Below are 25,463 nucleotides of genomic sequence, written 5' to 3' on the forward strand. Positions count from 1 at the left end.
TTTTAAAGGGATAGTAACATATGGTAAATTCACAAGCAACAGTCTTATGGTAGGGAGTATATACCAAAAGAATTTGAAATTTGTTGTGATTTCAGATATATATAAATGCTGAATAAGTAGATGAGAAGAAAGTTTTGATATTGAAAATATATAACATTCTGATATTGAACCAAGAGTCTGATAACCAGTGTGTTATCTTTTCTATTTTTTTCTCTACGAGAATCGCTCCGTTTCTCTACGGAGATCGGGTCGAAACTCTACGAGAAACGAAGTGATTATCGTAGAGAAACTTGTTGAAGTTTATAAGATGTGACAAAAGAAATAAAATGAAAGAGAAAGAGAGGTGTTGCTTTGTAATAAAAAAAGGATGGAGTGGCCTTGGGCGGTTAAAATTATTTAGCCGTATTGATTTTTTCAATACGGCTAAATAATTGTTTTGATATCGTAAGAAACTATTTTTCTAAAAGCGCTTTTGGGGTACGTTAGTAACGTAAAGTACTAAAGTATCTTTTTTAATCGGTTCAGAAACTCTGTTGCTTCTTCCATACTGAGGCAGAGAGGTGGCAGGAGGCGAATAACATTTGTACCACTTACCCCAGTGAATACTTTTTGTTCTTTCAGCAATTTTGTACGTAGTTCTTTGATCGGAGTTTCAAATTCCATACCAATCATTAATCCTTCACCGCGTACTTCTTTAATTTGCGGGAACTTCTTTAACTCTTCTATCAGATAAGTACCTACTGTAGCAGCATTTTCTATCAGTTGTTCTTGTTCTATAACATCCAATACGGCAAGTGCAGCGGCACAAGCAAGGTGGTTACCTCCGAAAGTGGTACCTAACATACCGTAAACCGGTGTAAACATCGGGCTGATAAGTACTCCTGCCATAGGAAAACCATTGGCAATACCTTTGGCTACAGTAATGATATCGGGTTTGATACCTGTATATTGATGAGCAAAGAATTTACCGCTACGTCCGTAACCACTTTGAATTTCATCCAGAATAAGTATCGTACCATTCTCGGTACATGCTTTGCGAAGTTCCTGCATGAATTCTGTAGTAGGTAGCTTGATTCCGCCTACTCCCTGGATACCTTCGATAATAACGGCACAAACGTCACCTTTAGCCAGTTCGGCTTTCATTGCTTCCGTATCATTCAATGGGAGATAGGTTACATGTTCATTGGCATTGATTGGAGCAATGATTTTTGGATTGTCCGTAGCTTCTACTGCTAATGAAGTACGTCCGTGAAAAGCTTTGCTGAAAGAGATTACTTTTGTTCTTCCATTGTGAAATGAAGCCAGTTTAAGGGCATTCTCATTCGCTTCTGCTCCACTATTAATAAGGAAAAGCGAATAATTATCATAACCTGAAGTCTTTCCCAAACGTGCTGCTACTTCTTGTTGTAGTTTGTTGATCACTGAGTTTGAATAGAAGCCAAGTTTTGCAACCTGATTGCTAATCATTTCAACATAGTGTGGATGAGCATGCCCGATGGAAATAACGGCATGCCCCCCATAAAGGTCGAGATATTCTGTACCGTTTTCGTCCCATACATGGCAGCCTTTTCCTTTGACTATATTTATATCGAAAAGAGGATATACATCGAATAAATTCATCATGATATTTACAATTTTACGATTTACAATTGAAGTTACTTTTATTGATTTACGATTTACAATTGAAGTAACCCCAATCGTCTAATTGTAAATCGTCCAATCGTCAATCTAAAAGGCCGATGGTTTTAGTCGGAGACCTACCGTTTCTTCGAGATTAAACATTAGATTCATGTTGTGGACAGCTTGCCCACTGGCACCTTTCAGTAAGTTGTCGATACAGGAGATGATGAGTAGCTTATCACCGTGTTTCTCCAGATGTATCAGACACTTGTTGGTGTTGACAACCTGCTTCAAATCGATATTCTTTTCTACGATGTGCACAAAAGAGTCTTTGGCATAATACTCCTCATACATGCGTACGATCTCTTCCAGAGCAACTTTTGTTTTTACGACAATTGTAGTGAAGATGCCGCGTGGAAAATCTCCCCGGTAAGGGATGAAATCTATCTCTGATGCAAAACTATTTTGCAGCTGCTTCAGTGACTGTTTGATTTCAGGCACATGCTGATGATCAAAAGCCTTGTATACGCTCATATTGTTATTGCGCCAACTGAAATGGCTGGTTGCACCGGGTTTTACTCCGGCTCCTGTGCTTCCGGTTATGGCATTCACCATGATGTCGTCATTCAGCATCAAATGTTTGGCAAGTGGAAGCAGTCCTAACTGAATGCAAGTTGCGAAACAGCCGGGATTGGCTACATGCTTGGCAGAACAAGTGGCGCGCCGATTCAGTTCGGGTAATCCGTAGATAAAGTCATGATCCGGAGAAGCAATGCGATAATCCATAGAGAGATCGATGATTTTCAATTCTTCCGGGAGGTTGTGGCTCTCTATAAATTTTTTGGTATCGCCATGAGCAGTGCAAAAGAAAAGTACATCAATGTCATCCAATGGAAGTTCGTCTGTAAAAGTCAGATCGCACTCTCCGTAAAGTCCTTCGTGTACGTCGGTTATTTTATTTCCGGCGTTACTACTACTATTAATGAATACAATTTCGGCTTCAGGATGATTCAGAAGCAGGCGTATTAATTCACCTGCGGTATATCCGGCTCCGCCTATTATTCCTACTTTAATCATTTGAATATCTGTTTTTTTCTTCGGGAATGATAATCCACATTAAAATATATACAGGGACACCGGCAAATGCGGTGAATATTGTTAATATAGCATAGGCGATGCGTACGAGAGAGGTATCCAATCCGAAGAATTGGGCCAACCCGCCGCAAACACCTGCAAGCATTCTATCACTACGTGAGCGTGTAAGTTTACGTTCGTTACTCATCAGGGACTAAATTTCTTCGTCCTTATGGTTTGCGTAATAAACGCGTAGTGGGGTGGAAGTTACTTTTATGAAACCTTTTGCATCTTCGGCTGTCCAGCCTTTTTGCATTTCACCGTACTCACCAAACTTTGTTTTTACAAGATCATCTTCAGATTCTACTCCGATGGTAGAGAAAGAGAGCGGACGGAGTTCAAGGATAGCCGTACCGTTCACATTGCGTTGTGATTCCTGTAGCATAGCTTCAATATCTCTCATCACAGGTTCCAGATACTGGCTTTCATGAAGGAACATGCCATACCAGTTGGCTACCTGATCTTTCCAGTATTGTTGCCATTTGCTCAATGTATATTTTTCAAGGAAACGATGAGCACCGATGATCAGCATAGGAGCGGCAGCTTCAAAACCAACACGGCCTTTAATACCGATGATTGTGTCGCCAACGTGCATGTCACGTCCAATACCATAAGCGGCACCAATTTCTTCCACTTTCTGAATAGCGGCAATCTTGTCTTCAAATACTTCTCCGTTTACGGCATGAAGTTCTCCTTGTTTGAATTCAAGGCGTAACTGTTCGCTACCTTCTTTTTCAACTTGCTTCAGGTAAGCTGTTTCGGGCAATCCTTGTGCAGAATCCAGTATCTCACCACCACAGATGGAGGTTCCCCATAGGCCTACGTTATAAGAGTATTTGAGTTTTGTAAAATCGGCACTGAAACCATTTTTGTTCAGATAGTCAATCTCTTCCTGACGGCTCAATGCCATATCACGGGTTAGTGTAATGATTTCCACACCCGGTGCAAGTACCAAGAAAGTCATATCAAAACGAATCTGATCGTTTCCGGCTCCGGTAGAACCATGAGCGATAGCATCCGCACCGATTTCATTTGCATAACGGGCAATGGCAAGTGCCTGGAAAATACGCTCTGAACTGACAGAGATGGGATAAGTACCATTACGCAATACATTTCCGAATATCATGTATTTTAAGCTCTTTTCGTAGTACTCTTGTGTTACGTCGAGTGTAACATATTTCACAGCACCCAATTTATAGGCGTTTTCTTCATTCTGTTTCAGTTGTTCGTCACTGAAACCTCCTGTATTGGCACATGCTGCATATACTTCATAGCCTTTTTCTTTGGCCAGGTACATTACAGTATATGAGGTATCCAATCCTCCGCTGAATGCAACTACCACTTTCTTTTTCTGTTCCATGATATATCTCCTTATTTATATAATATCTTCTTTATGTTTTTCGGGGTCGTAAAGCATAGCTGTACAGATGCAGAACTTACGGTTTTTTGCCACCAGTATGTCATGATTGATACAACCTTCGCAACCGCGCCAAAATGATTCATCATCAGTCAGCTCGTTGAATGTTACAGGTACATAACCAAGTTCTGTATTCATTTTCATTACAGCAGCACCGCTGGTCAGACTGAATATCTTAGCCCATGGCCAACGTAAGCGAGCCAGTTTGAAAGAGGCTTGTTTGATACGTTTTGCCAGTCCCAATCCACGGTAGTCGGGATGTACAATAAGTCCTGACGTTGCTACATATTGTTTGTTACCCCATGACTCAATATAAGTAAAGCCTGCAAATTTTTCTCCTTCAAGGGCGATAATAGCTTTGCCTTCCTTCATTTTGGTAGCAACATATTCATGTGTACGTTCTGCAATCCCTGTTCCGCGCACTTTCGCTGCGTTTTTAATTGTCTCCAAAATAGTGTCAACGTAAACCTCATGTGAGGCGTCGGCTACCATCACATCTATTTTTTGAGTCTCCATTTCTTTAATTCGTGTGTCGAGTATATTGTTATATGATTATTGTATATTCGGGAAGATGAGCGACAAAAAGTTCTGCACCATTTTAGGTTCAGCTCCTTCACGCAGTACTAACATGATAGTATCATCTCCTGCAATGGTACCTAAAATATCTCCGAACTCACGGTTATCAATGTCATAAGCCATACTGCTGGCATATCCGGGACGTGTTTTGATAACAGCAATATTGCCAGAGAACTGTAGGGAAATGAAACCATTGTTCATTAACATCTCAGTGGCACTTTGGTCACCTACGCGTTTATACATGATGTCATTGGGCAATACATACACATATTTACCATTCATGCTGGCTGCCTTGGCTACCTTTAATTGTTTCAGGTCGCGAGAAAGAGTAGCCTGAGTCAATTCAAAACCTTCAGCGGCAAGTGCTTGCAGAAGTTCTTCCTGTGACCCTACCTCTTTGCTCGAGATAATCATTTTAATAGCATCTAATCGGTTTGCTTTCTTTTTCATCTTGTATAATTATTCTAAGAATGGCGCAAAAGTATGCAATATTTTGGAGATTTGATGCATAAAACCAAACTTTTTTATTCTTTTTATACATGAAAGCAGAATTTATTCAAAAATGGTTTTAATAAACACTGGAAGGGAGGGGGGAGTATAGCGATATAACTAATATAGAAGATTGCAAAGTTGTCTTAGGCTTCTTGGAAACAGCTTCTATATTTTCAATTTTATTGAATTATTGATTAGGGATATATACGATGTGTCGTCAAATCAAAAAAAATCCCGACCGAAAAACAAAAGGTGTCATTGAAACACATCTTAACATAAAACAAAAATGATTTTGAGTGCAAAATAAAGCCTGTTTGATTGAGTGGAAAATATCTTGGATTTTAATCGTCTTCATTTTCTTGCCAAATATCCATAGGAACTCCATATTTTTCTAGTGCAAATTCTTTACATGATAAACTGTCGTCCTGTAAGTAATCCGCAATGCATTTACCTTTTTCAAAAACATATAAATATGTACCTATTTCTGGAAAATCATTTTTGATTATAAATTTCATGTTATTATAAATAGCTTTCATGTTTTTTGATCTTATTAAATTTATTGAGGGTATATACGATGAGTTCCTGGTATTGCATTTTTCTATTTTTAAAGATTTCTAAATGAATATGGGGAGCATCCCCATGTGGAGTTGATATCAAAACGTATTTTTCTTAATCTGTCTTTCGATATGAAAACATAACCCGTTAACTCTCTCTGACTTCCAAAGATAAGATTTTTTCTTTTCAATTGATTTCATTTGAAAGAAAAAAAGCAGGAGTTTGTCAGATTGTATGGCCGATTTGTCTGATCGGATGGTACTTTTGAAGTTGCAATGTCCAATCGTGCAGGTCCTCCCGCTTGTAACGTTCGGTGGAACAAACCCTTTTATGCCCGGCCATGTATTGCACCTGACGGATGTGGTACTTCTTCAGCCAGTTCATAATGACCGACGAACGGATGTGCCTTGGATTGCGGATTTCAGGATGCTGTTGTTTAAGCCTGGTTACAAGAGTTGATACCAGGTCATTGACTTTGCTTTTGATAAAGAACCGTTCTGTAGTTTCCTGTTTTTTATTCAGCTGAGCCTTGTATGGGTCATGTAGTGGTTAATAGAGAGTATCTGAACAGATTTCAGTCTGAGCGTTTTTGCCGCATTATTCTTCGATGTTGCAATGTAAACAATGCCTTCCCTCAGGTTGATGTCTTTGACCGTCAATCGTTCCAGATCACCGCTGTCTAATCCCTAGAAGACCATCAGCCCTAACATTACACTGTTCCGTTGGTACAGAAGTTTCTTATACGGATGACCCGGTTCTTTAGCCAGGAAGGTTTTGTAGATATCCTGTAGGGTTTCTTCCTCCATGGGTAGGAATAGAAGACCATGCTGCCTGTCCTGCAGGCGTATTCCTAAAATACAGTAAAAAATCCGGTTAGCCACTTTTAGACCAACGGGATTTAAACTATTCAATCAGTTTTGGGCAGACCAAAGCACAAACTTGCTACTTTTTCCAATACATTGAGAGAAAATAATTCGATAAAGAAATAAACCACAATACTAATGTTACAATCAAAAACAATTTAATTCCAATCATATTCTTGAATAGAAGTAGTGCTATATAAGCTCCAATAATCCCAAGCAAAGCGTTTATCAATAAGACCCAATTCGGATACATAAACAAAAACAATTTGTCAGTGAAATTATATGCAAAATGCAAATAGAGAGATTTGAAAAACAACAGTACATTAATACATATTGTTATCAATCCGAGTATCTTATTTGTTTCATATCTTTTCATAATCTACCAATTGGAGGTTGCGTTTCTGTATTCTTCTTCACTATTATATGTCTGAAAAGAGACATTATTGTTTTTATCTCTAGACACAATCATATAATGAGTAGTAGTTTCCTTTCTTGTCTTATCAGGTACTCTTAAACCCTGGAAATTTTTCTTGTAACTCTTAACAATTGTTGTGGTTTTTGTATAACTAAAACCGTAACTTGTTTTATCGGAATTATTGCTTAGTGTAGCAAAGCCTGATATTTTTTCATTTCCTCCAAATTGGTGGAAATTTCCTTTTATGTAACCATATTGTTCTCTCAATGGTGACAATGAGTAGGTACTTCGCAAATAATTTCCAAAACTTACAGCACGAGGTTCTACAAGATCTCTACTATACCCCGCATTGGCCGAATTATTAATAACATATAGAGCTTGTACAGCACAGATGTTTGCATAATGTTGATAAGCCGTTAAATCAGAAGGAGAATAGCGCAAAACTAAATTGCTGTTTTCTTCTATAAAATGATCATAGCCATAACGGGAAATGTAATAAGCAGACAAGTCATTGAGAATATGGGCAATAGTCTGTTTCATAGTCCGTGGATTCAGATAAATACCTGTCTGTATAGCTTTGGATTTAATGAAACCGCTATTCATATAGAAATCATCTGTGACAACAGCACCTTGAGTTAGCTCTATGTTATGCCAACGGTTTTGCTTGTCTTGGAATTTTATAAAAGAGTGGCTCGGTGAAAAACACCAGAAAGCTTCTGTTTCCAACTCTTCGGCAAGAATCAAAAACAATAAAGGCATGGAATGGCACTGTCCTGTATTTTGGGCTAAAAGCTTTGATACCATGTAATTACTGGTGTTAACATCTGCGCGATAATCTTCAAAGTCATATTTCATCGGGTGATGAATGATTGTTTTTTCACTACCGGGTTCTTTGACTTCGATAACTTCCGACAGAATACGAAAGATCATCATTAATTTTGCTAACCCGTCATTCTTATCTAATTTTTCTTCCTGCATTTTCAGCAGACAAATGTGTTTTAGATTCTGAATGGCTGCATCAAACTCTTATATTTCATTTTATTCCCGAAAAAAGCGTTTTCCGTCACGAATACGGCTCTTTTCAGACTCATCTCCTTTTTGCCTTCAAGCATTTCAAGTATCTCTTCACGGGCACTTTGAAAACATTCTGAACCGGGAACTGAGGAAAAATCCGGTAAAGGGATCGAGTTGGATTTCATGTATTTCTGAATAGCATATTTGCGGTTGATGGCTGCTCTTCTACGTTCGTTTTCTTTTACCTCACGTATGATGGCCTCATTTTGCCTTTGAATCAAGGCATCACAGGAAGATGATATGCCAGGTGTCTTTTGGGGAGAAGTTTGGTGGAAGTTATCGAAACGACCTATTTCTGCCGGTTGAGGAATTGATATCACTGGAACTTGGGCAAACAAAGAATTTGCTCGGAGTATTGGGATTAATATTATACTCCAATAAATTATTTTATGTAAAACCACCTTAATCATAGCATTTGTTTTAAGGATTTTTCAAAGGTAACTTTATTTACTTAGATTTCTTATGGCCTTTAACTTTTTTTGTATTTTAAATAAAGCCTATCGGTTGATTTATAGAAAAATGAATATGTAGTAGAGATATTCTACGGACAAGTAATTTTTGAGATGAAACGACAAAAAGGTTAAGATTACAGTCAAAAAACAGATCAATACTTTGGATGATTCTGCCTATTTTTGCATCATCAATAAATCCATTAATTTTCTTAAACTATCAAAAGCACATGAAAAAGCAGTTTTGGTACTTTATACTTCTATTCTTATATGTTGTTTCGTTTCCGGTACAAGGTAAAGTAACGCTTCCTTCTATTTTCTCAGACAATATGGTGTTGCAACAAAAAACTCAGGTGAATATCTGGGGAAAAGCCCGTCCGGGTGAACAGGTGACTGTTTCTCCTTCCTGGGATAAAAGAAATTATACGGTGCAGGCATCTGCTGACGGACGTTGGGAGCTACAGTTGAAAACTCCTGGTGTGATGGATAATCAGACACTGATTGTGAAAGGAGAAAACACGATTACCATACATAATATATTAATAGGTGAAGTATGGCTTTGTACGGGACAGTCTAATATGGAATTTCCGGTGGCACGTGATCCTAAAGTTAAATGGAAAACGGGGATGATAAATGAAGCAGAAGAAATGAAAGATGCTGATTATCCTTCTATTCGACTTTTTCATGTAGAGCACCAACTTGCGCCTGAGGATGAAAAAGAGGATTGTGTGGGGCAGTGGGTGATTTGTAATCCGGAGAATTTAAAAGATTTCTCGGCTGTTGGATTCACATTCGGGCGTAAACTTTATAAAGAATTACAAATTCCGGTTGGGTTGATCCAGTCTACCTGGGGAGGTACACATGCTGAGTCATGGACGAAGATGGAGGTTATGAAAAATAACCCATTATATTCTGATGTTCTGGAAGATTTTGCTGTGCAAAATGTGAAACGTGAAAAAGATAAATGTAAAGTACCGGCTACCCTGTGGAATGGTATGATTGCTCCGATTCTGGGTTATACAATAAAAGGGAATATCTGGTATCAGGGAGAATCTAATTCCATTCGTTATGAAAAGTATCAGGAGGTATTTACAAACCTTATCAATAGTTGGCGTAAGGAATGGGGACAGGCCGATATGCCTTTCTATTTTGTGCAGATTGCTCCACATTATAAACAACCTGCTGGCATTCGTGAAGCACAATTGAATACCTGGCAGAGTGGTTTGCGCAATGTGGGTATGGCGGTAATTACAGATGCTGCTGATTCTACCGATATTCATCCGCGTAATAAAAAGGTGACAGGGGAACGTCTGGCAGCTTGGGCTTTGGCTAAACAATATGGTAAAAAGGGGGCTTATTCCGGTCCGCTTTATAAGAATATGAAAGTGAAAGAGGGAAAAGTTACACTTACTTTTGATTATGCAGAAAGTGGATTGCAGCCCCCTGATGATACCCCTGTAAAAGGTTTCTTTATTTCAGGTCCAGATGCTCGTTTTTATCCGGCAACGGCAATGATCCAGGGGAATAAGGTAGAACTCTATGCTCCTGAGGTTCCTCAGCCTACAGCCGTGCGTTATGGTTACGGAAACTTTTTCCGTGTGAATCTTTATAATAAAGCCGGTTTCCCGGCCGTACCTTTCCGTACGGATCATTTTGCTCCGGATACGTATGCCCGCTGGTTTGCTGATTCTGAGATGCGCCGGTTCCCGAAGGCTTATCAACTGGATCATGGAAAGCGTTTGTTTTTTGGCTATGCACAGGGAGTAGGTTGTTGCGCTATGCTAAGAATGTGGAAACAGACAGGCGAGAAACGCTATTTTGATTATGTAGAGGCATGGGCGGATTCGCTGATAAATGAAACAGGGCAAATCCATCTGTATGATGTGTCTACTTATAATCTTGATTACATTAATTCGGGTAAAGTGCTATTTGATCTTTATCGTGAGACAGGTAAGGAAAAGTATAAAATGGCAATGGACCTTTTAATAAAACAGTTGAAGAACCATCCCCGTACACTGGAGGGTGCATATTGGCATAAATTGATTTATCAGCACCAAATATGGTTGGATGGTTTGTATATGGCTTCACCTTTTCTGGCACAATATGGGGCGGAGTTCAATCAACCGATGTGGATAGATGAGGCAGTGAAACAATTTACACTTTGTCACAAGCATACTTATGATGCTAAAACGGGTTTGTATCATCATGCTTGGGACGAGAGTAAAAGCCAGCGTTGGGCAGATCCGGAAACGGGACATTCACCTAACTTCTGGGGGCGCAGTATCGGCTGGTGGTTTATGGCTTTGGTGGATGCTCTGGACTATATTCCGGAGAATCATCCCGGACGTGCCGATATGATAAGCTGGATACAAGGGCTTGCCGATACACTTCCTAAATACCAGGATAAGGCCGGCTTGTGGTACCAGGTGATTGATCAACCGAAGCGTGAAGGCAATTTTCCGGAAGCATCTGTAACTTCACAGTGTATGTATGCTTATGCAAAAGCGGTAAATAAAGGATATATTGATGCGAAATACAGAGAGGTAGCGGAGAAAGCTTTTAAGGGATTGAAAGACAAACTGCTTATTGAGAATCCTGATGGTACACTTACGTTGACGCGTTGTTGTCAGGTAGGTGGTCTGGGAGGACATCCGTACCGGGATGGTAGTTTTGAATATTATATCGGTGAGAAAATGCGTGATAACGATGCCAAAGCTACGGGTCCTTTTATCATGGGATGTATCGAACTGGGAGAGTAGGTGATAAAAATAAGATGAGTACTGATTTAAAATTAGTATAAATAATACCCGCTAAATAATCATTTAATTGTGATGCATTACTTAGGATGATGGATAAAAAAATAAGAATAGTGTTACTGGCTTGGTTATTGTGCCCTTTTGCAGCGGCACAAACAATAAGTTGGCCGGAGATAACCACTGAATCGAAGCCTGCTGCCCGTTGGTGGTGGATGGGAAGCGCAGTAGATAAAGAAAATCTGACTCATAATCTGAATGCTTATGCGAAAGCGGGAATGGGAACGATGGAGATAACTCCTATCTATGGAGTAAAAGGAAATGATGAAAATGATATTCCATTTCTTACTTCTCACTGGATGGAGATGCTGCAATATACTGAGGGTGAAGCGAATCGCCTGGGTATGCAGATTGATATGAATACCGGTACCGGGTGGCCTTTCGGAGGCCCGGAGGTAACCATAGAAGACGCTGCCTGCAAGCTTTTCGTATCGGAATATACATTGCAGGGTGGTGAACAACTGAAAGAGAAAATAGAAGTTGCTGACGAGAAGCAACGTGCCTATGCTAAGCTAAGCCGTTTGATGGCTTTTTCAGATAAAGGGAAATGCATAAACCTGACGTCTAAAGTGAAAGACGGTATTTTGCAATGGAAAGCTCCCAAAGGAAACTGGCAATTGATAGCTGCCTTTTGCGGAAAGACATTCCAGAAAGTGAAGCGTGCTGCTCCCGGAGGAGAGGGATACGTGATGGATCATTTGTCCGGCCGGGCTGTGAAAAATTATCTGAATCGTTTTGAACGTGCCTTTGAAGCATCAGGAACACCTTATCCGCATAACTTCTTCAATGATTCTTACGAAGTATATAAGGCAGATTGGACTGAAAATCTTTTTGACGAATTTGCTGCACGGCGCGGATATAAACTGGAAGAGCATCTTCCGGAATTCTTGTCGGATAAACGTACGGATATGGTTTCCCGGATTATTTCTGACTACCGGGAGACGATTGCCGAATTACTTTTAGAGAACTTTACCCGGCAATGGACAGAATGGGCACATTCACACGGCTCCAAAACACGTAATCAGGCACATGGCTCACCTGGTAATCTTATAGATCTGTATACCACTGTAGATGTTCCCGAATGCGAGGGCTTCGGTATTTCTGATTTTGGAATCCGTGGTTTACGCCGTGATTCATTAACACGTCCTAACGATTCAGACTTGTCGATGCTGAAATATGCTTCTTCGGCTGCTCATATTGCCGGCAAACCATTTACTTCATCTGAAACATTTACCTGGCTGACGGAACATTTTCGTACGTCACTTTCTCAGTGTAAGCCGGATATTGATCTGATGTTTATCTCAGGGGTAAATCACACCTATTTTCATGGGACCACTTATTCGCCTGTTGAGGCTGTATGGCCGGGATGGAAGTTCTATGCTTCCGTTGATATGAGTCCTACAAATAATATCTGGCGGGATGCTCCGGCATTTTTTGATTATATAACCCGTTGTCAGAGTTTTCTGCAGATGGGGAAACCTGATAATGATTTTCTGGTATATCTGCCTGTATATGATATGTGGCAGGAGCAGGACGGACGTCTCTTGATGTTTGATATTCATAAAATGGTAAAGCGTGCGCCCCGTTTTATCGATGCAGTTCATCGTATTTATAATGCAGGTTATGATTTGGATTATATTTCCGATAACTTCATACGCAGTCTTACTTGTATGGGTGGGAAATTAGTTACTTCCGCAGGTACCGCGTATCAGGCGTTACTCATTCCGGGCGCGAGACTGATGCCGGATGATGTACTTGCCAAATTATTCCGGTTGGCAGATGAGGGAGCTACTATTGTGTTTCTGGAGCAATATCCGGAAGATGTTCCTGGATATGCCCGGTTGAATGAACGTCGTGCTGCTTTTAAGAAATTGATGGCACAAAAAGACAAATTACGTAAAGGGCGTATTCTGTTTGGAACGGATTATGACCATACATTGGCGGAAACAGGTGTACAACCTGAAAAGATGAAAACAGCTTATGGTTTGAGCTGCATCCGTCGTACAAACGAAGATGGATATCATTATTTTATTTCTGCCTTGAAAGGAGAAGATACGGAAGGATGGATACCTTTGGGAGTTCAGGCTACATCTGCCCTGATCTATAATCCTGTGAACGGAGAGAGTGGAAAGGCCCTTTTGCGTCAGAAGAATGGATGTACGGAGGTGTATTTACAGGTAGCATCCGGAGAATCAATCCTGCTGAAAACGTTTACGAATGCCGATGTACAGGCTTCTGCATGGGGATATTACGAGCCAAAAGCCGATGGATTGACTTTGACGGGTAAATGGGGTTTTCGCTTCGTAGAAAGCATTCCGGCTGTTTCGGCTGCTCCTGATTCGGTAACGTTGGGTTCATGGACTGAACTTCCGGTAGCAGAAGTAAAGAATACAATGGGAACAGCCTCTTATTCATTCAAATTTAATCTGAACGATCTTTCGATTCCTGAATGGAGGCTCGATTTGGGTGATGTGCGTGAGAGCGCTCGTATTCGTATTAATGGAAAGGACGTTGCCACATTGTGGTCAGTTCCTTATCGTTGCCTGGTAGGTAAATATCTTTGTCCCGGTGAAAATATCCTGGAGGTAGAAGTGACTAATTTACCTGCCAACCGCATTGCGGATATGGACCGGAAAGAAATACCCTGGCGTATTTTTAAAGATGCCAATATTGTAAGTCTGGATTATAAAAAAACTGGATATGGAGGCTGGGAACCTGTGCCAAGTGGATTGATTGGCCCGGTGAAAGTAATTCCAATGAAGAAAGGGACTTTTTATTATGAATAAATATTTTGCTTTGATATTTTTCTTGTCTGCTGTAGTTGCTGTTTATGCACAGGACCCTCGCGAGCGGCAATATATGTATGAGATACTTGATCCGCGGCATGAGCCCAAACCACTGGTGGAGGGTTTTGCTAAAGAGCGGATTACGGAACATTTGAATCGCGGACTTTATGTCGCTCCTTCCCGGGACGGGAAAGGGGTTTACCTTAGTTGGCGGCTATTGAATACAGATACTCCTGCTACCGCCTTTCATGTTTATCGGGAAGTAAATGGCAAGAAACGCCGTCTCACTAACAAACCTGTGATGCAAACCTGCGACTTTATTGATAATGCTCCTGTACAGGAAAAGGCGGTTTATTGGGTAGTACCCGTGGTAAAAGGGCTTACACCTGTTGCATCCGAAAGAGTAGAGGTTGAAGCTGGGAAATGTACTAATTATACTTCTATCCGGCTGAAAGATAATGCGAAGGCTGGTAAAATTGCTTTAGCCGATTTGAATGGCGATGGCGCTTATGATTACATTATCCGTACACCTGAAACCAATGTAGATCCGGGTATGCCGGGAGATACTACCGGAAAAACGTATAAGATATCTGCCTATCTGAATGATGGTACCTGGCTTTGGACCTACGATATGGGCCCTGGTATTGAGCCTGGTATCTGGTATTCTCCTTTTATTGTTTATGATTTTAATGGGGATGGTAAAGCTGAAATTGCTATAAAAACAGCCGGTTCTGATTTTGTAAAAAATGAGAAAGGACGTGTTTGTGGTGGTAGTGAATATCTGTCTGTGCTGGATGGAATGACTGGCAAAGAAATTGATCGTGTAGACTGGCCCGAGCGGAATGATCGTTATGGCAATCTGATCCGACAGAACCGTAACCAGATGGGAGTGGCTTATCTGGATGGGAAAACGCCTTGTATACTCGCTGCCCGTGGTACTTATAAGTTGATGGTGGTAGACGCCTGGCAATTAAAAGATGGCAAGCTGCAACGTATGTGGCGTTGGGATGGAGACGAAGAAAATCCGGTTGTGCGTAGCATGGGAGCTCATAGTATGGTGACGGGAGATGTAGACGGTGATGGGCGTGATGAGATACTGTTGGGTTCTTGTATGCTTGATGATAATGGGACTTTACTCTGGTCATCGGGATTAGGACATAGTGATAAGGCTTATTTGTGTAAATTACATCCGGATATGGAAGGATTACAGGTATTCATGGTGAGTGAACCCAAAAAAGAAGATGGACGTGGGGTATCTGTAGTGAATGCTCGTACCGGAGAATTAATATGGGACATTGGGCATACAACTTATCACGTCGGTGATGGCATGGTAGCCGATTTTGATCCGGAATATCCCGGATTAGAGTGCTTTGCCAGTGAAGACCGTAAAGGAGGGAGTACTGATAAGTACTTGTTGACTTCAGACGGAAAGAAACTGAATGTGACCCGTGAAGAGATTCCGGGCTGTCGTAATTGGATCTGGTGGGATGCCGATCTGCTTCGTGAAACCTTTCGTGGCGATGATAATCGTTGGGGAGCAGGCTCTTCTTCCAATGGTAAGAAACAGAGTATCTGGAAGTGGAAAGGTGAAGATCTGACCAGAGGTATTGAGGGAGATATTCTGATGATGGCCGATATGGAAGGAGATTGGCGTGAAGAGTTAATTACTGCACTTCCGGGGGAGTTACGCATTTACCATACTGTTATTCCGGCAAAGGATCGTCGTATTACGCTTATGCAGGATCCACTCTATCGTAGCTATGTGGCTCATCGCAGTATGGGATATCCGCAGGCACCAGTACCATCTTATTATCTTGGAGAATAAAAGTTTTGTTATATAATAAAAATACTACCGAATGAAGCGAATTTCAATTATGTTGTTTCTTTGTGTATGGGTGGCTTTGCCGCTTTTGGCACAGACCTATAAGTATAAGGAAATTTATAAAGATCTCCCTTTTGCTATGCCTGAAGTGAAAGCACCTCAGTTTCCTGACCGCAAGGTTTCTTTGAAGGACTTTGGTGCTGTTGGTAATGGGGTGGACCTCTGTACGGAAGCATTTGCTAAAGCGATAGATGCACTTTCTGCCAAAGGAGGTGGACGTCTGATAGTACCTGCCGGTATCTGGCTGACCGGACCGATTGTTTTGAAAAGTAATATTAATCTTCATATTGAGAAAGGAGCTGTGATTCTTTTCTCTCCGGATGTTGAACTTTATCCGTTGGTAGAAACGGTGTTTGAAGGATTAGACACCCGCCGTTGTCAGTCACCTGTTTCAGGACGTAATCTGACTAATGTGGCTATTACCGGACAAGGAGCAATAGATGGAAACGGTCATTACTGGCGTCCTTTGAAACGTGAGAAAGTGACAGAAAGTGTCTGGAAACAAACCATTGCCCGGGGTGGGGTTTATAAGCGTCCTACTTATTGGTTTCCATATCCGCAAACACTTAAAGGAGATACTATCAGTAATATGAATGTTCCTCAGAATTTAAAGACGGAGGAAGAGTGGCAGAGCGTACGTCATTTCCTGCGTCCGGTGATGGTAAGTCTGATAGAGTGTAAAAATGTCTGGTTTCAGGGGGTGATCTTTCAAAATTCTCCGGCATGGAATCTACACCCTCTGATGTGTGAGAATGTTTTGGTAGAGGATATACAAGTACGTAACCCGAGTTATGCTCAGAATGGTGACGGGCTTGATTTGGAATCCTGTAAAAATGCACTGATTGTGAATTCTACATTTGATGTAGGAGATGATGGTATCTGTTTGAAAAGTGGAAAGGATGAAGACGGACGTCGTCGCGCCCGTCCTTGTGAGAACGTTGTAGTAGATGGCTGTACGGTATTTAAAGGACATGGTGGTTTTGTTGTAGGCAGCGAGATGAGTGGTGGAGTACGTAATGTTTCCGTTAGTAATTGTCAGTTTTTGGGGACGGATGTCGGACTGCGTTTCAAGAGTAAGCGGGGACGCGGGGGAGTTGTTGAGAATATCTGGATACGTAATGTTTCTATGATGGATATCCCGACGGAACCTGTGACTTTCAATCTTTACTATGGAGGTAAGTCTGCTGTTGAAGTATTAGAGAGCGGTGAGAAGATTCCTGCAAAAGTTGACCCGTTACCGATAGACGATACTACTCCTTGTTTTCGTAATATTCATATTTCGAATCTGGTATGTTCCAATGCACGCCGGGCGCTGTTTTTTAATGGTATACCAGAGATGCCAATTGATGGTATAACGCTTGAGAATCTGGATATTACTTCTCAGATAGGAGCCGAATTTATTTATAGTCGCAATATTACTTTGAAGAATGTGACAATACATAATAAAGAAGGTGAAAAGTTCATTACCCGCTTTTGTGAGGGGGTGAGCCAAATTGTCAAATAAGACACCCTTTATATCAAAATGTGCAGCGCAAATAGGGGAGGAATCCCCTATTTTTGTATCATTAAAAGTATTACTCACAATAATTGAATGTATACCATGAAGAACCTGACTTGCCTGATAGGAGTATTCCTGTCTGTTATAAGTTTCACCGTTACAGCACAAACTGCCAATATCCCTGATTTCCCTTGGATGAAGGAGGTTGGTGCTAAGACTTTTCCTGTACAACAAACCATTTATAACGTAGCCGATTACGGTGCCAAAGGAGATGCATTGGAAATGAATACCGCTGCTATTCAGAAAGCGATTGACGCTGCTGAGCAGGCAGGAGGAGGTATTGTTACTTTTAGTCCGGGAATTTATCTGACCGGTGCTCTCTTTGTTGGTAATAATGTCAATTTTAATATCCCCAAAGGAACTACGCTTATCGGTTCGCAGGACATTAATGATTATAAGAAAATAGATACACGTGTGGCCGGTGTAGAAATGAACTGGCCTTCGGCATTGGTTAATATAATAGGTAAGAAGAATGCTGCGATTTCCGGTGATGGAGTAATTAACGGTTGCGGCAAAGTTTTCTGGGACAAGTATCGTTCGATGCGGAAAGAATACGATCCGAAAGGATTACGCTGGATTGTTGACTATGATTGTGAACGTCCGCGGGGTATTCTTATCGCCGAATGTGAGAATGTAACAGTAGAAAACATAGTGCTTTATCAGCCGGGTTTCTGGAGCTTACACATTTTGTATAGTAAGTATGTTACTGTCGACGGAATTATTATTAGTAATAATATTGAAGGTCGTGGTCCCAGTACAGATGGTATAGACATCGATTCTTCAGAATATATATTGGTACAAAACTCGAATATCAATTGCAATGATGATAATTTTTGTCTGAAAGCAGGCCGTGACAGTGATGGTCTACGGGTGAATCGTCCTTGCCGTTACGTCGTGATTCGTGATTGCATTGCCGGACATGGAGACGGATTATTTACTTGTGGTAGTGAAACTTCGGGTGGTATCAGCAACATTGTGGCTTATAATATGACAGGTATGGGCACAAAATATGGATTACGTTTCAAGAGTACCTGTCAGCGTGGCGGTGTAATAGAAGACATCTATCTTTGCAACATTGAAATGATTGGAGTACGCGATCCGTTTGTGGTCGATCTGAACTGGCATCCGGCTTATAGTACTTCAAAGTTACCTGAAGGGTACGATGAAAAAAGTGTTCCGGCACATTGGATTAAGATGTTGACCCCGGTAGATCCTAAACAAGGAACTCCCAAATTCCGTAATGTACATTTTATAAATGTAACTGCTACCAACGCACAAACTTGTATCAAAGTGTCCGGTATAGAGAACAGCACAATTGATGGATTCGATTTTGATAATGTACATTTCAGTGGAGAGAGTGCAGGAACCATTTCATGGGCAAAAGACTGGAAGGTGAATAACTTTTCTGTAAATGCTAAAAGTAAACTGAAACTTGAACATAACAAGAATGTAGATATCACAAAATAAACACGTAATACAGACATGAAGAACTATTTTTTTGCGGTCGATCTGGGGGCTACCAGCGGACGTACTATTTTAGGCTCTTTTTCGGATAAGGGATTGGAGCTGGAAGAGATAAATCGTTTTCCCAATCAGCTTATTGAAGTAAGAGGACATTATTATTGGGATATTTATGCTCTTTATCAGTCGGTTATAGATGGACTGAAATTGGTAGCGAAACGGAATGTATCTATTACTTCCATTGGCATTGATACCTGGGGTGTTGATTTTGTCTGTGTAGGTAAAGATGGACATTTGTTGCGTCAACCTTATGCTTATCGTGACCCTCATACGGACGGAGCACCAGAAGCTCTCTTTACCCGCGTTCCCCGCAGCCGGGTGTATGGTCTGACAGGTATTCAAGTGATGAATTTTAATTCTCTGTTTCAACTTGATACGCTACGCGGCAATAGTGACAGTGCATTGGCTGTTGCCGATAAAATATTATTTATTCCGGATGCTTTGAGTTATATGTTGACAGGCGAAATGGTGACAGAATACACTATTGCCAGTACGGCACAGCTGGTCAATGCCCAAACCCGGAAGTTAGAGCCGGAATTGTTGGAAGTGGTCGGACTGACTGAAGAACATTTCGGACGTTTCGTTTATCCGGGTGAACAAGTAGGAGTGTTGACAAAAGAGATACAGAAGCTTACCGGGCTGGGAGCTATTCCGGTTATCGCTGTAGCAGGACATGATACTGCTTCTGCTGTAGCTGCCGTTCCGGCACTGAATCGTAATTTTGCTTATTTAAGTAGCGGCACGTGGTCACTTATGGGAGTAGAAACGGATGCTCCGGTAATCACAGAAGAGACAGAACGCTTGAACTTCACCAATGAAGGTGGAGTAGCAGGTACGATTCGTCTGTTGAAAAACATATGTGGTATGTGGCTACTCGAGCGTTGTCGTACAGGTTGGGAAAATATTTCTTATCCGGAATTGATAGCTGAAGCCGAGGAAGCTGAACCTTTCCGTAGTCTGATTAATCCGGATGACGCTTGTTTTGCCAACCCTGCTGATATGCAGGAGGCGATTTGCCGGTACTGTGCAGAAACCAATCAGCCTGTACCAGAAACACGCGGACAAATTGTACGTTGTATTTTTGAGAGTCTGGCGCTTCGCTATCGTCAGGTATTGGAGAATCTATGTAATTTGTCTCCTATGCCGATAGAGACGCTTCATGTAATCGGCGGAGGAAGCCGGAATGAACTATTGAACCAGTTTACTGCCAATGCAATCGGCATTCCGGTTATAGCCGGTCCTTCGGAAGCTACTGCCATTGGAAATGTTATGATACAGGCTATGACAGCAGGTGAGGCGGAAGATATAAAAGGAATGCGACAACTTATTCACAACTCTATTCCTTTGAAAACTTATCAACCGCAAAAATCAGAGAATTGGGATACGGCTTATATTCACTTTAAACATATAATATCATGAAAGAAGAATTGATTAAAAAAGCTTATGACGTAGCCGTTGAACGCTATGCGGCTGTGGGTGTTGATACTAATAAAGCTCTTGAAGATTTACAGAAAATTTCATTGTCTTTGCATTGCTGGCAGGCAGATGATGTGGCTGGCTTCGAGTCAAACGGATCATTGAGCGGAGGTATCCAGGCTACTGGTAATTATCCGGGTAAAGCACGTAATATAGAGGAAGTTAGACAAGATATTCTGAAAGCTGCTTCATATATACCTGGTACACATCGTCTGAATCTGCACGAAATTTATGGCGATTTTGGAGGACAGTTTGTGGACCGTGATCAGGTAGAACCGAAACATTTTGAAAGTTGGATACAGTGGGGAGCAGAACACGGAATGAAATTGGATTTCAATTCCACCTCTTTCTCTCATCCAAAAAGTGGAAACCTTTCCTTGTCAAATCCGAATAAAGAAATTCGTGACTTCTGGATAGAGCATACTAAACGTTGTCGTGCTATAGCTGAGGAGATGGGTAAACGTCAGGGTGATCCTTGTATTATGAACCTGTGGGTACACGATGGTAGTAAAGATATCACTGTGAACCGTTTACGTTATCGTGAATTGTTGAAAGATTCTTTGGATCAGATTTTTGCCATTGATTATAAGCATATGAAGGACTGTATTGAATCAAAAGTATTTGGTATTGGTCTGGAAAGTTATACAGTAGGTTCTAATGACTTCTATATTGGTTACGGGGCAAGTCGTAATAAAATGGTAACACTGGATACGGGTCATTTCCATCCTACTGAGAGTGTAGCCGACAAGATTTCGTCTTTGTTGCTTTATACACCCGAAATTATGTTGCATGTTAGTCGTCCTGTTCGTTGGGATAGTGATCATGTGACTATCATGAACGATGAAACACTGGATCTGGCAAAAGAAGTTGTACGTTGCAATGCACTTGATCGTGTACATATCGGTCTGGACTACTTTGATGCCAGCATTAACCGTATCGGAGCATATGTTATTGGTAGCCGTGCCACACAGAAATGTTTTCTGCAAGGTTTACTTGAACCGATTGCTAAACTTCGCGAATACGAAGCTGACGATAAATTATTCCAGCGTCTTGCTCTGCTCGAAGAATCGAAATCACTTCCGTGGAATGCTGTTTGGGATATGTTCTGCTTGAAGAATAATGTTCCTGTAGGTGAAGATTTTATCGCAGAAATAGAGAAATATGAGGTAGAAGTAACTTCAAAAAGAGGGGCGTAGTGAATTAGTGGTTAGTGGTAAGTGATGAGTGATTAGCGGGCTTCGCTGTTACTTATCACTTATCACTTACCACTCGTCACTTATTTATCGCTAATCACTAATCAACTAATCACTAATATACATGAATACACTGATAGGACTCATTATTATTGCCATTGGAAGCTTCGGACAAAGTAGCTCGTATGTGCCTATAAATAAAGTAAAAAACTGGTCTTGGGAAAGTTTTTGGCTGGTGCAGGGGATTTTTGCATGGCTTGTATTTCCTTTGTTAGGGGCTTTGCTAGCTGTTCCTGAGGGGAGTAACCTGATTGAGTTATGGGGCTCAGGAGGAGCTCTTCCTGCTATTATCTACGGAGTATTGTGGGGTGTTGGAGGACTTACGTTCGGACTTAGTATGCGTTATCTTGGTGTAGCTCTCGGGCAGAGTATTGCGTTAGGGACTTGTGCCGGCTTCGGTACTCTTTTCCCTGCTATTTTTGCCGGAAAGGATTTGTTTCATGGTGATGGACTGATGTTACTTATCGGTGTATGTATTACATTAGCCGGTATTGCAGTAATCGGTTATGCCGGTAGTTTGCGTTCCAAAAATATGACTGAGGAAGAGAAAAAAGCGGCTGTAAAGGACTTTGCATTAACAAAAGGTCTGCTGGTTGCTTTGTTGGCAGGTGTAATGAGTGCTTGTTTTGCTCTCGGGCTGGATGCGGGAACTCCTATCAAAGAAGCGGCTCTTACCGGTGGTGTAGAAGCTCTGTATGCAGGATTGCCTGTTATTTTCCTTGTTACTTTGGGTGGCTTTTGTACAAATGCTGTATATTGTATTCAACAGAATATTAAAAATAAAACGGGTAAAGAATATTTCTCTGTTAAAGGAGGTCAGCTGATTAATAATTTGTTATTTTGTGCGTTGGCTGGAGTACTATGGTATTCTCAGTTCTTTGGTTTGGAAATGGGAAAGAGTTTTCTGACAGATAGTCCTGTTTTGCTGGCATTCTCCTGGAGTATCCTAATGTCTTTAAATGTTACTTTCAGTAATGTTTGGGGGATTATTCTCAAAGAATGGAAAGGGGCAAGCAGTTCAACAATCGGAACATTGATTTTAGGGTTGGTGATACTCATCTCTTCCATTATAGTGGTTGCTATGGCACAAGCCTAAAGGAATTTACGATTTTACTATTTACTATTTACGATTGAAAAATGTCTGTAACCAATAATAAATCAGGTAACTTCAATCGTCAAATCGTAAATCGTCAAATCGTAAATCATTTTGTTTTTTCAATCGTAAATCGTTAAATCGTAAATAATAAAGATGAAATCAATTTTAGAAAATCGTCCGGCTCTTACAAATGAAGTGAACAAAGCCGCTGAGGTAGCCGGATACCTTTGGCAAAAAGGATGGGCCGAACGTAATGGTGGTAATATTGTAGTGAATATTACAGAATTTGTAGATGATGAAATCCGCGCTCTGGCTCCTATTAGTGAAGTGAAGGCTATTGGTACTGTACTTCCTTATTTGAAGGGGTGCTATTTTTATTGTAAAGGAACCAACAAGCGTATGCGTGATTTGGCTCGTTGGCCAATGGAGCACGGTTCTGTCATTCGTATTCTCGATGATTGTGCCAGCTATGTCATTATAGCCGACCAACCTGTACAACCGACTTCGGAACTTCCGTCACATTTGTGCATGCACAATTATCTGATTAGTAAAGGATCTACCTATAAAGCATCTCTTCATACGCATCCTATTGAGCTAATTGCTATGACGCATCATGAACCTTTCCTGAAGAAGGACGTGCTGACCAATCTGCTTTGGAGTATGATACCCGAAACAAAGGCTTTCTGTCCGCGTGGTTTGGGTATTATTCCGTATGCATTGCCAAGCTCTGTAGCATTGGCTGAGGCCACAATCAAAGAGTTAGACGATTATGATGTAGTGATGTGGGAAAAACATGGTGCCTGTGCGGTTGGTGAAGATATTATGGATGCGTTTGATCAGATTGATGTATTAAGTAAATCGGCTCAGATCTATATTAATGCACGCAATATGGGCTTTGTTCCCGATGGTATGAGTCAGGAACAAATGCGTGAAATGACAACAGCGTTCAATTTACCTAAATAATCATCAAAGCAGTTATATCCATGAAACGAATCTTTATATCTTGTGCTCTTTTCTTGTGTACTATTTCTCTTTCCGCTCAGACTAAAATGACGGCAAGAGAGGCTGCAGTGAAAATTGCCGATCGGATACTTAATAGTACTACGTACGAATTTAAGAACACTAAGACTGGAGAGGTTTATAAATCAGTGAAGAAACTTCCTCTGTCAATGGATGTGAAAGTGGCTTGTAAATACAATAATTGGCATTACACGAATGGGGTTACTAATATCGCATTGATGGAACTTGCCGATAAAGTAGGTGATCAGAAGTATGACAAGTACGTATTGAAGAATATGAATTTTGTCTTCAATGAAGGTAATCTTGACTTTTTCCGTCGCCAGTATGATCAGGCTTTCAAAGAAGGAGGTTGGAATGCAATTCGCAAGCTAAGCTGGCATATGATTTTCCGTGCTAAACGTTTGGATGATAATGGGCCGATGGGTGCCAGTTTGATTGATTTACAGATGCGTCACCCTAACGAGGCTTTTCTTAACTATGTGAATGAAACGGCAGATCATTTGAATTATGCCGAGCCTCGCCTGGTAGATGGAACGATTGCCCGTCTTTGGCCGCACGTCAATACAATTTGGGCAGATGATGCTTTCATGGCTATCTCTTTCCTGGCCCGTATGGGGAAAATGACTGGTGATGAAAAGTATTTTAATGATGCTGCCAATCAGGTGCTGAACTATACCCGTTATTTGTGGTGTCCGGAAAAGAATATCTATTATCATTGTTACCATACCGATAACAAGGAACATGGTGTTGCTCACTGGAGTCGTGCCAATGGGTGGGTGTTTATGGCACAGGCCGATTTGCTTAGTATGATGCCGAAAGATCATCCGATGCGGGAGGCGGTTATTGAGAATTTCCGCCAACAGGCTAGTGGTGTTGCCCGCTATCAGGGGAAAAATGGTTTGTGGCATCAGCTACTTGATAAAGAAGATTCTTACGAAGAGATCACTGGGACAGCCATGTTTGTTTTTGGTATTGCCCGTGGTGTAAAAGAAGGTTGGTTACATCCTGACTTTATTTATGTAGCAGAGCAGGGATTGAAAGGTATGATGAAGAAGATAACGGATGAGGGGGATGTAACTGCAATTTGTGTAGGTACAGGTATTATGCCTTCTATCTCTTATTATTACAATCGTCCAACTCAAGAGAATGATCCGATGGGAGAAGGCCCCGTACTTCGTGCGCTGATTGAAATGATTGATGCACCGAAATATACTGAAATAAAGGCAGAAGAACAGTATGATAAAATAGTATTAAAAAAGTAATATATATTTTAAATATATAGTTCTTTATTTTTTATTTATTACCCTCTTTTTATAAGTATGATATACTTGTAGGAAGGGGGTAATATTGTATTTATTTATTATTGTTTATTGTGTTGTTTTGGTTTTGAATTTAGTGTCTGTGTGGTGATAATCAAAATTTATATCTAAAGTGCCAAAAACAATAATATGCTCTTTTCTCTC

19 protein-coding genes are annotated in these 25,463 nt (G+C 40.9%); 10 read left to right on the forward strand and 9 right to left on the reverse strand.

The features are described from left to right. Positions 1-498 precede the first annotated feature (498 nt). The 9 genes from QX565_RS10530 to QX565_RS10570 all read right to left on the reverse strand — a co-directional run bounded on the left by QX565_RS10530 (position 499) and on the right by QX565_RS10570 (position 8,466). Positions 499-1,620 (reverse strand): aspartate aminotransferase family protein, encoded by a 1,122-nt coding sequence (locus QX565_RS10530; RefSeq protein ID WP_289292788.1) that lies wholly within the window; start codon positions 1,618-1,620, stop codon positions 499-501. 108 nt (positions 1,621-1,728) lie between these two features. After that, entirely contained in the window at positions 1,729-2,697 is a 969-nt protein-coding gene (gene argC, locus QX565_RS10535; protein WP_221651171.1) for an N-acetyl-gamma-glutamyl-phosphate reductase, read from the reverse strand. Then, positions 2,690-2,902, reverse strand: a complete 213-nt coding sequence (locus tag QX565_RS10540) for a PspC domain-containing protein (RefSeq protein WP_221651170.1) — start codon at positions 2,900-2,902, stop codon at positions 2,690-2,692. The genes argC and QX565_RS10540 overlap by 8 nt, the downstream gene beginning before the upstream one ends. Positions 2,903-2,908: 6 nt before the next feature. Beyond that, complete coding sequence (locus QX565_RS10545) at positions 2,909-4,114, reverse strand: argininosuccinate synthase (RefSeq protein WP_221651169.1); 1,206 nt, start codon at positions 4,112-4,114, stop codon at positions 2,909-2,911. Between the two features lie 15 nt (positions 4,115-4,129). Then, on the reverse strand, positions 4,130-4,687 hold the full coding sequence (locus QX565_RS10550) for a GNAT family N-acetyltransferase (protein WP_002559039.1): 558 nt from the start codon (positions 4,685-4,687) through the stop codon (positions 4,130-4,132). Positions 4,688-4,723: 36 nt separating this feature from the next. Then, a complete protein-coding gene (argR, locus tag QX565_RS10555) occupies positions 4,724-5,197 on the reverse strand; it encodes an arginine repressor (RefSeq protein ID WP_221651168.1) in 474 nt (157 codons plus the stop codon). A 383-nt stretch (positions 5,198-5,580) separates the two neighbouring features. After that, positions 5,581-5,775, reverse strand: a complete 195-nt coding sequence (locus QX565_RS10560) for a hypothetical protein (protein ID WP_195660559.1) — start codon at positions 5,773-5,775, stop codon at positions 5,581-5,583. Between the two features lie 1,261 nt (positions 5,776-7,036). Then, a complete protein-coding gene (locus QX565_RS10565) occupies positions 7,037-8,005 on the reverse strand; it encodes a hypothetical protein (protein WP_289292731.1) in 969 nt (322 codons plus the stop codon). Positions 8,006-8,070: 65 nt separating this feature from the next. Further along, positions 8,071-8,466, reverse strand: a complete 396-nt coding sequence (locus tag QX565_RS10570) for a hypothetical protein (protein ID WP_255586231.1) — start codon at positions 8,464-8,466, stop codon at positions 8,071-8,073. Positions 8,467-8,825: 359 nt separating this feature from the next. On the opposite strand from QX565_RS10570, the gene QX565_RS10575 reads away from it, so the two are divergent. The 10 genes from QX565_RS10575 to QX565_RS10620 all read left to right on the forward strand — a co-directional run bounded on the left by QX565_RS10575 (position 8,826) and on the right by QX565_RS10620 (position 25,262). Beyond that, a complete protein-coding gene (locus tag QX565_RS10575; protein WP_289292732.1) occupies positions 8,826-11,354 on the forward strand; it encodes a glycoside hydrolase family 88 protein in 2,529 nt (842 codons plus the stop codon). A gap of 86 nt (positions 11,355-11,440) precedes the next feature. Beyond that, positions 11,441-14,194 (forward strand): alpha-L-rhamnosidase, encoded by a 2,754-nt coding sequence (locus tag QX565_RS10580; RefSeq protein ID WP_289292733.1) that lies wholly within the window; start codon positions 11,441-11,443, stop codon positions 14,192-14,194. Next, positions 14,187-16,019: a rhamnogalacturonan lyase family protein gene (locus tag QX565_RS10585; RefSeq protein WP_289292734.1), complete on the forward strand. Its 1,833-nt coding sequence runs from the start codon at positions 14,187-14,189 to the stop codon at positions 16,017-16,019. Before QX565_RS10580 ends, QX565_RS10585 begins: the two co-directional genes overlap by 8 nt. A 31-nt stretch (positions 16,020-16,050) precedes the next feature. Continuing rightward, entirely contained in the window at positions 16,051-17,580 is a 1,530-nt protein-coding gene (locus QX565_RS10590) for a glycoside hydrolase family 28 protein (protein WP_289292735.1), read from the forward strand. Positions 17,581-17,676: 96 nt separating this feature from the next. Continuing rightward, the gene (locus tag QX565_RS10595; protein WP_289292736.1) at positions 17,677-19,101 is read left to right on the forward strand and encodes a glycoside hydrolase family 28 protein; all 1,425 of its coding nucleotides are present in this window, start codon (positions 17,677-17,679) and stop codon (positions 19,099-19,101) included. A gap of 15 nt (positions 19,102-19,116) precedes the next feature. Next, a complete protein-coding gene (rhaB, locus tag QX565_RS10600) occupies positions 19,117-20,574 on the forward strand; it encodes a rhamnulokinase (RefSeq protein ID WP_289292737.1) in 1,458 nt (485 codons plus the stop codon). Beyond that, positions 20,568-21,827, forward strand: a complete 1,260-nt coding sequence (locus QX565_RS10605; RefSeq protein WP_289292789.1) for an L-rhamnose isomerase — start codon at positions 20,568-20,570, stop codon at positions 21,825-21,827. Before rhaB ends, QX565_RS10605 begins: the two co-directional genes overlap by 7 nt. Positions 21,828-21,948: 121 nt before the next feature. After that, positions 21,949-22,980: an L-rhamnose/proton symporter RhaT gene (rhaT, locus tag QX565_RS10610; protein WP_289292738.1), complete on the forward strand. Its 1,032-nt coding sequence runs from the start codon at positions 21,949-21,951 to the stop codon at positions 22,978-22,980. Positions 22,981-23,133: 153 nt separating this feature from the next. Further along, positions 23,134-23,943, forward strand: coding sequence for a rhamnulose-1-phosphate aldolase (gene rhaD, locus QX565_RS10615; protein ID WP_002559058.1), 810 nt, complete (start codon positions 23,134-23,136; stop codon positions 23,941-23,943). Between the two features lie 20 nt (positions 23,944-23,963). Next, entirely contained in the window at positions 23,964-25,262 is a 1,299-nt protein-coding gene (locus QX565_RS10620; protein ID WP_289292739.1) for a glycoside hydrolase family 88/105 protein, read from the forward strand. Positions 25,263-25,463 lie beyond the last annotated feature (201 nt).

The sequence above is a fragment of the Bacteroides sp. 41_26 genome, assembly GCF_949740115.1.
GTDB classification, from domain to species: Bacteria; Bacteroidota; Bacteroidia; order Bacteroidales; family Bacteroidaceae; genus Bacteroides; species Bacteroides nordii.

Bases quoted from the DNA above. Each gene is read 5' to 3' on its own strand.
- QX565_RS10550 (WP_002559039.1), bottom strand. From the start codon at position 4,687: ATGGAGACTCAAAAAATAGATGTGATGGTAGCCGACGCCTCACATGAG.
- rhaT (WP_289292738.1), top strand. From the start codon at position 21,949: ATGAATACACTGATAGGACTCATTATTATTGCCATTGGAAGCTTCGGA.
- rhaB (WP_289292737.1), top strand. From the start codon at position 19,117: ATGAAGAACTATTTTTTTGCGGTCGATCTGGGGGCTACCAGCGGACGT.
- QX565_RS10540 (WP_221651170.1), bottom strand. From the start codon at position 2,902: ATGAGTAACGAACGTAAACTTACACGCTCACGTAGTGATAGAATGCTT.
- QX565_RS10620 (WP_289292739.1), top strand. From the start codon at position 23,964: ATGAAACGAATCTTTATATCTTGTGCTCTTTTCTTGTGTACTATTTCT.
- QX565_RS10585 (WP_289292734.1), top strand. From the start codon at position 14,187: ATGAATAAATATTTTGCTTTGATATTTTTCTTGTCTGCTGTAGTTGCT.
- QX565_RS10580 (WP_289292733.1), top strand. From the start codon at position 11,441: ATGATGGATAAAAAAATAAGAATAGTGTTACTGGCTTGGTTATTGTGC.
- QX565_RS10575 (WP_289292732.1), top strand. From the start codon at position 8,826: ATGAAAAAGCAGTTTTGGTACTTTATACTTCTATTCTTATATGTTGTT.
- QX565_RS10565 (WP_289292731.1), bottom strand. From the start codon at position 8,005: ATGATGATCTTTCGTATTCTGTCGGAAGTTATCGAAGTCAAAGAACCC.
- rhaD (WP_002559058.1), top strand. From the start codon at position 23,134: ATGAAATCAATTTTAGAAAATCGTCCGGCTCTTACAAATGAAGTGAAC.
- QX565_RS10545 (WP_221651169.1), bottom strand. From the start codon at position 4,114: ATGGAACAGAAAAAGAAAGTGGTAGTTGCATTCAGCGGAGGATTGGAT.
- QX565_RS10560 (WP_195660559.1), bottom strand. From the start codon at position 5,775: ATGAAAGCTATTTATAATAACATGAAATTTATAATCAAAAATGATTTT.
- QX565_RS10590 (WP_289292735.1), top strand. From the start codon at position 16,051: ATGAAGCGAATTTCAATTATGTTGTTTCTTTGTGTATGGGTGGCTTTG.
- QX565_RS10595 (WP_289292736.1), top strand. From the start codon at position 17,677: ATGAAGAACCTGACTTGCCTGATAGGAGTATTCCTGTCTGTTATAAGT.
- argC (WP_221651171.1), bottom strand. From the start codon at position 2,697: ATGATTAAAGTAGGAATAATAGGCGGAGCCGGATATACCGCAGGTGAA.
- QX565_RS10530 (WP_289292788.1), bottom strand. From the start codon at position 1,620: ATGAATTTATTCGATGTATATCCTCTTTTCGATATAAATATAGTCAAA.
- argR (WP_221651168.1), bottom strand. From the start codon at position 5,197: ATGAAAAAGAAAGCAAACCGATTAGATGCTATTAAAATGATTATCTCG.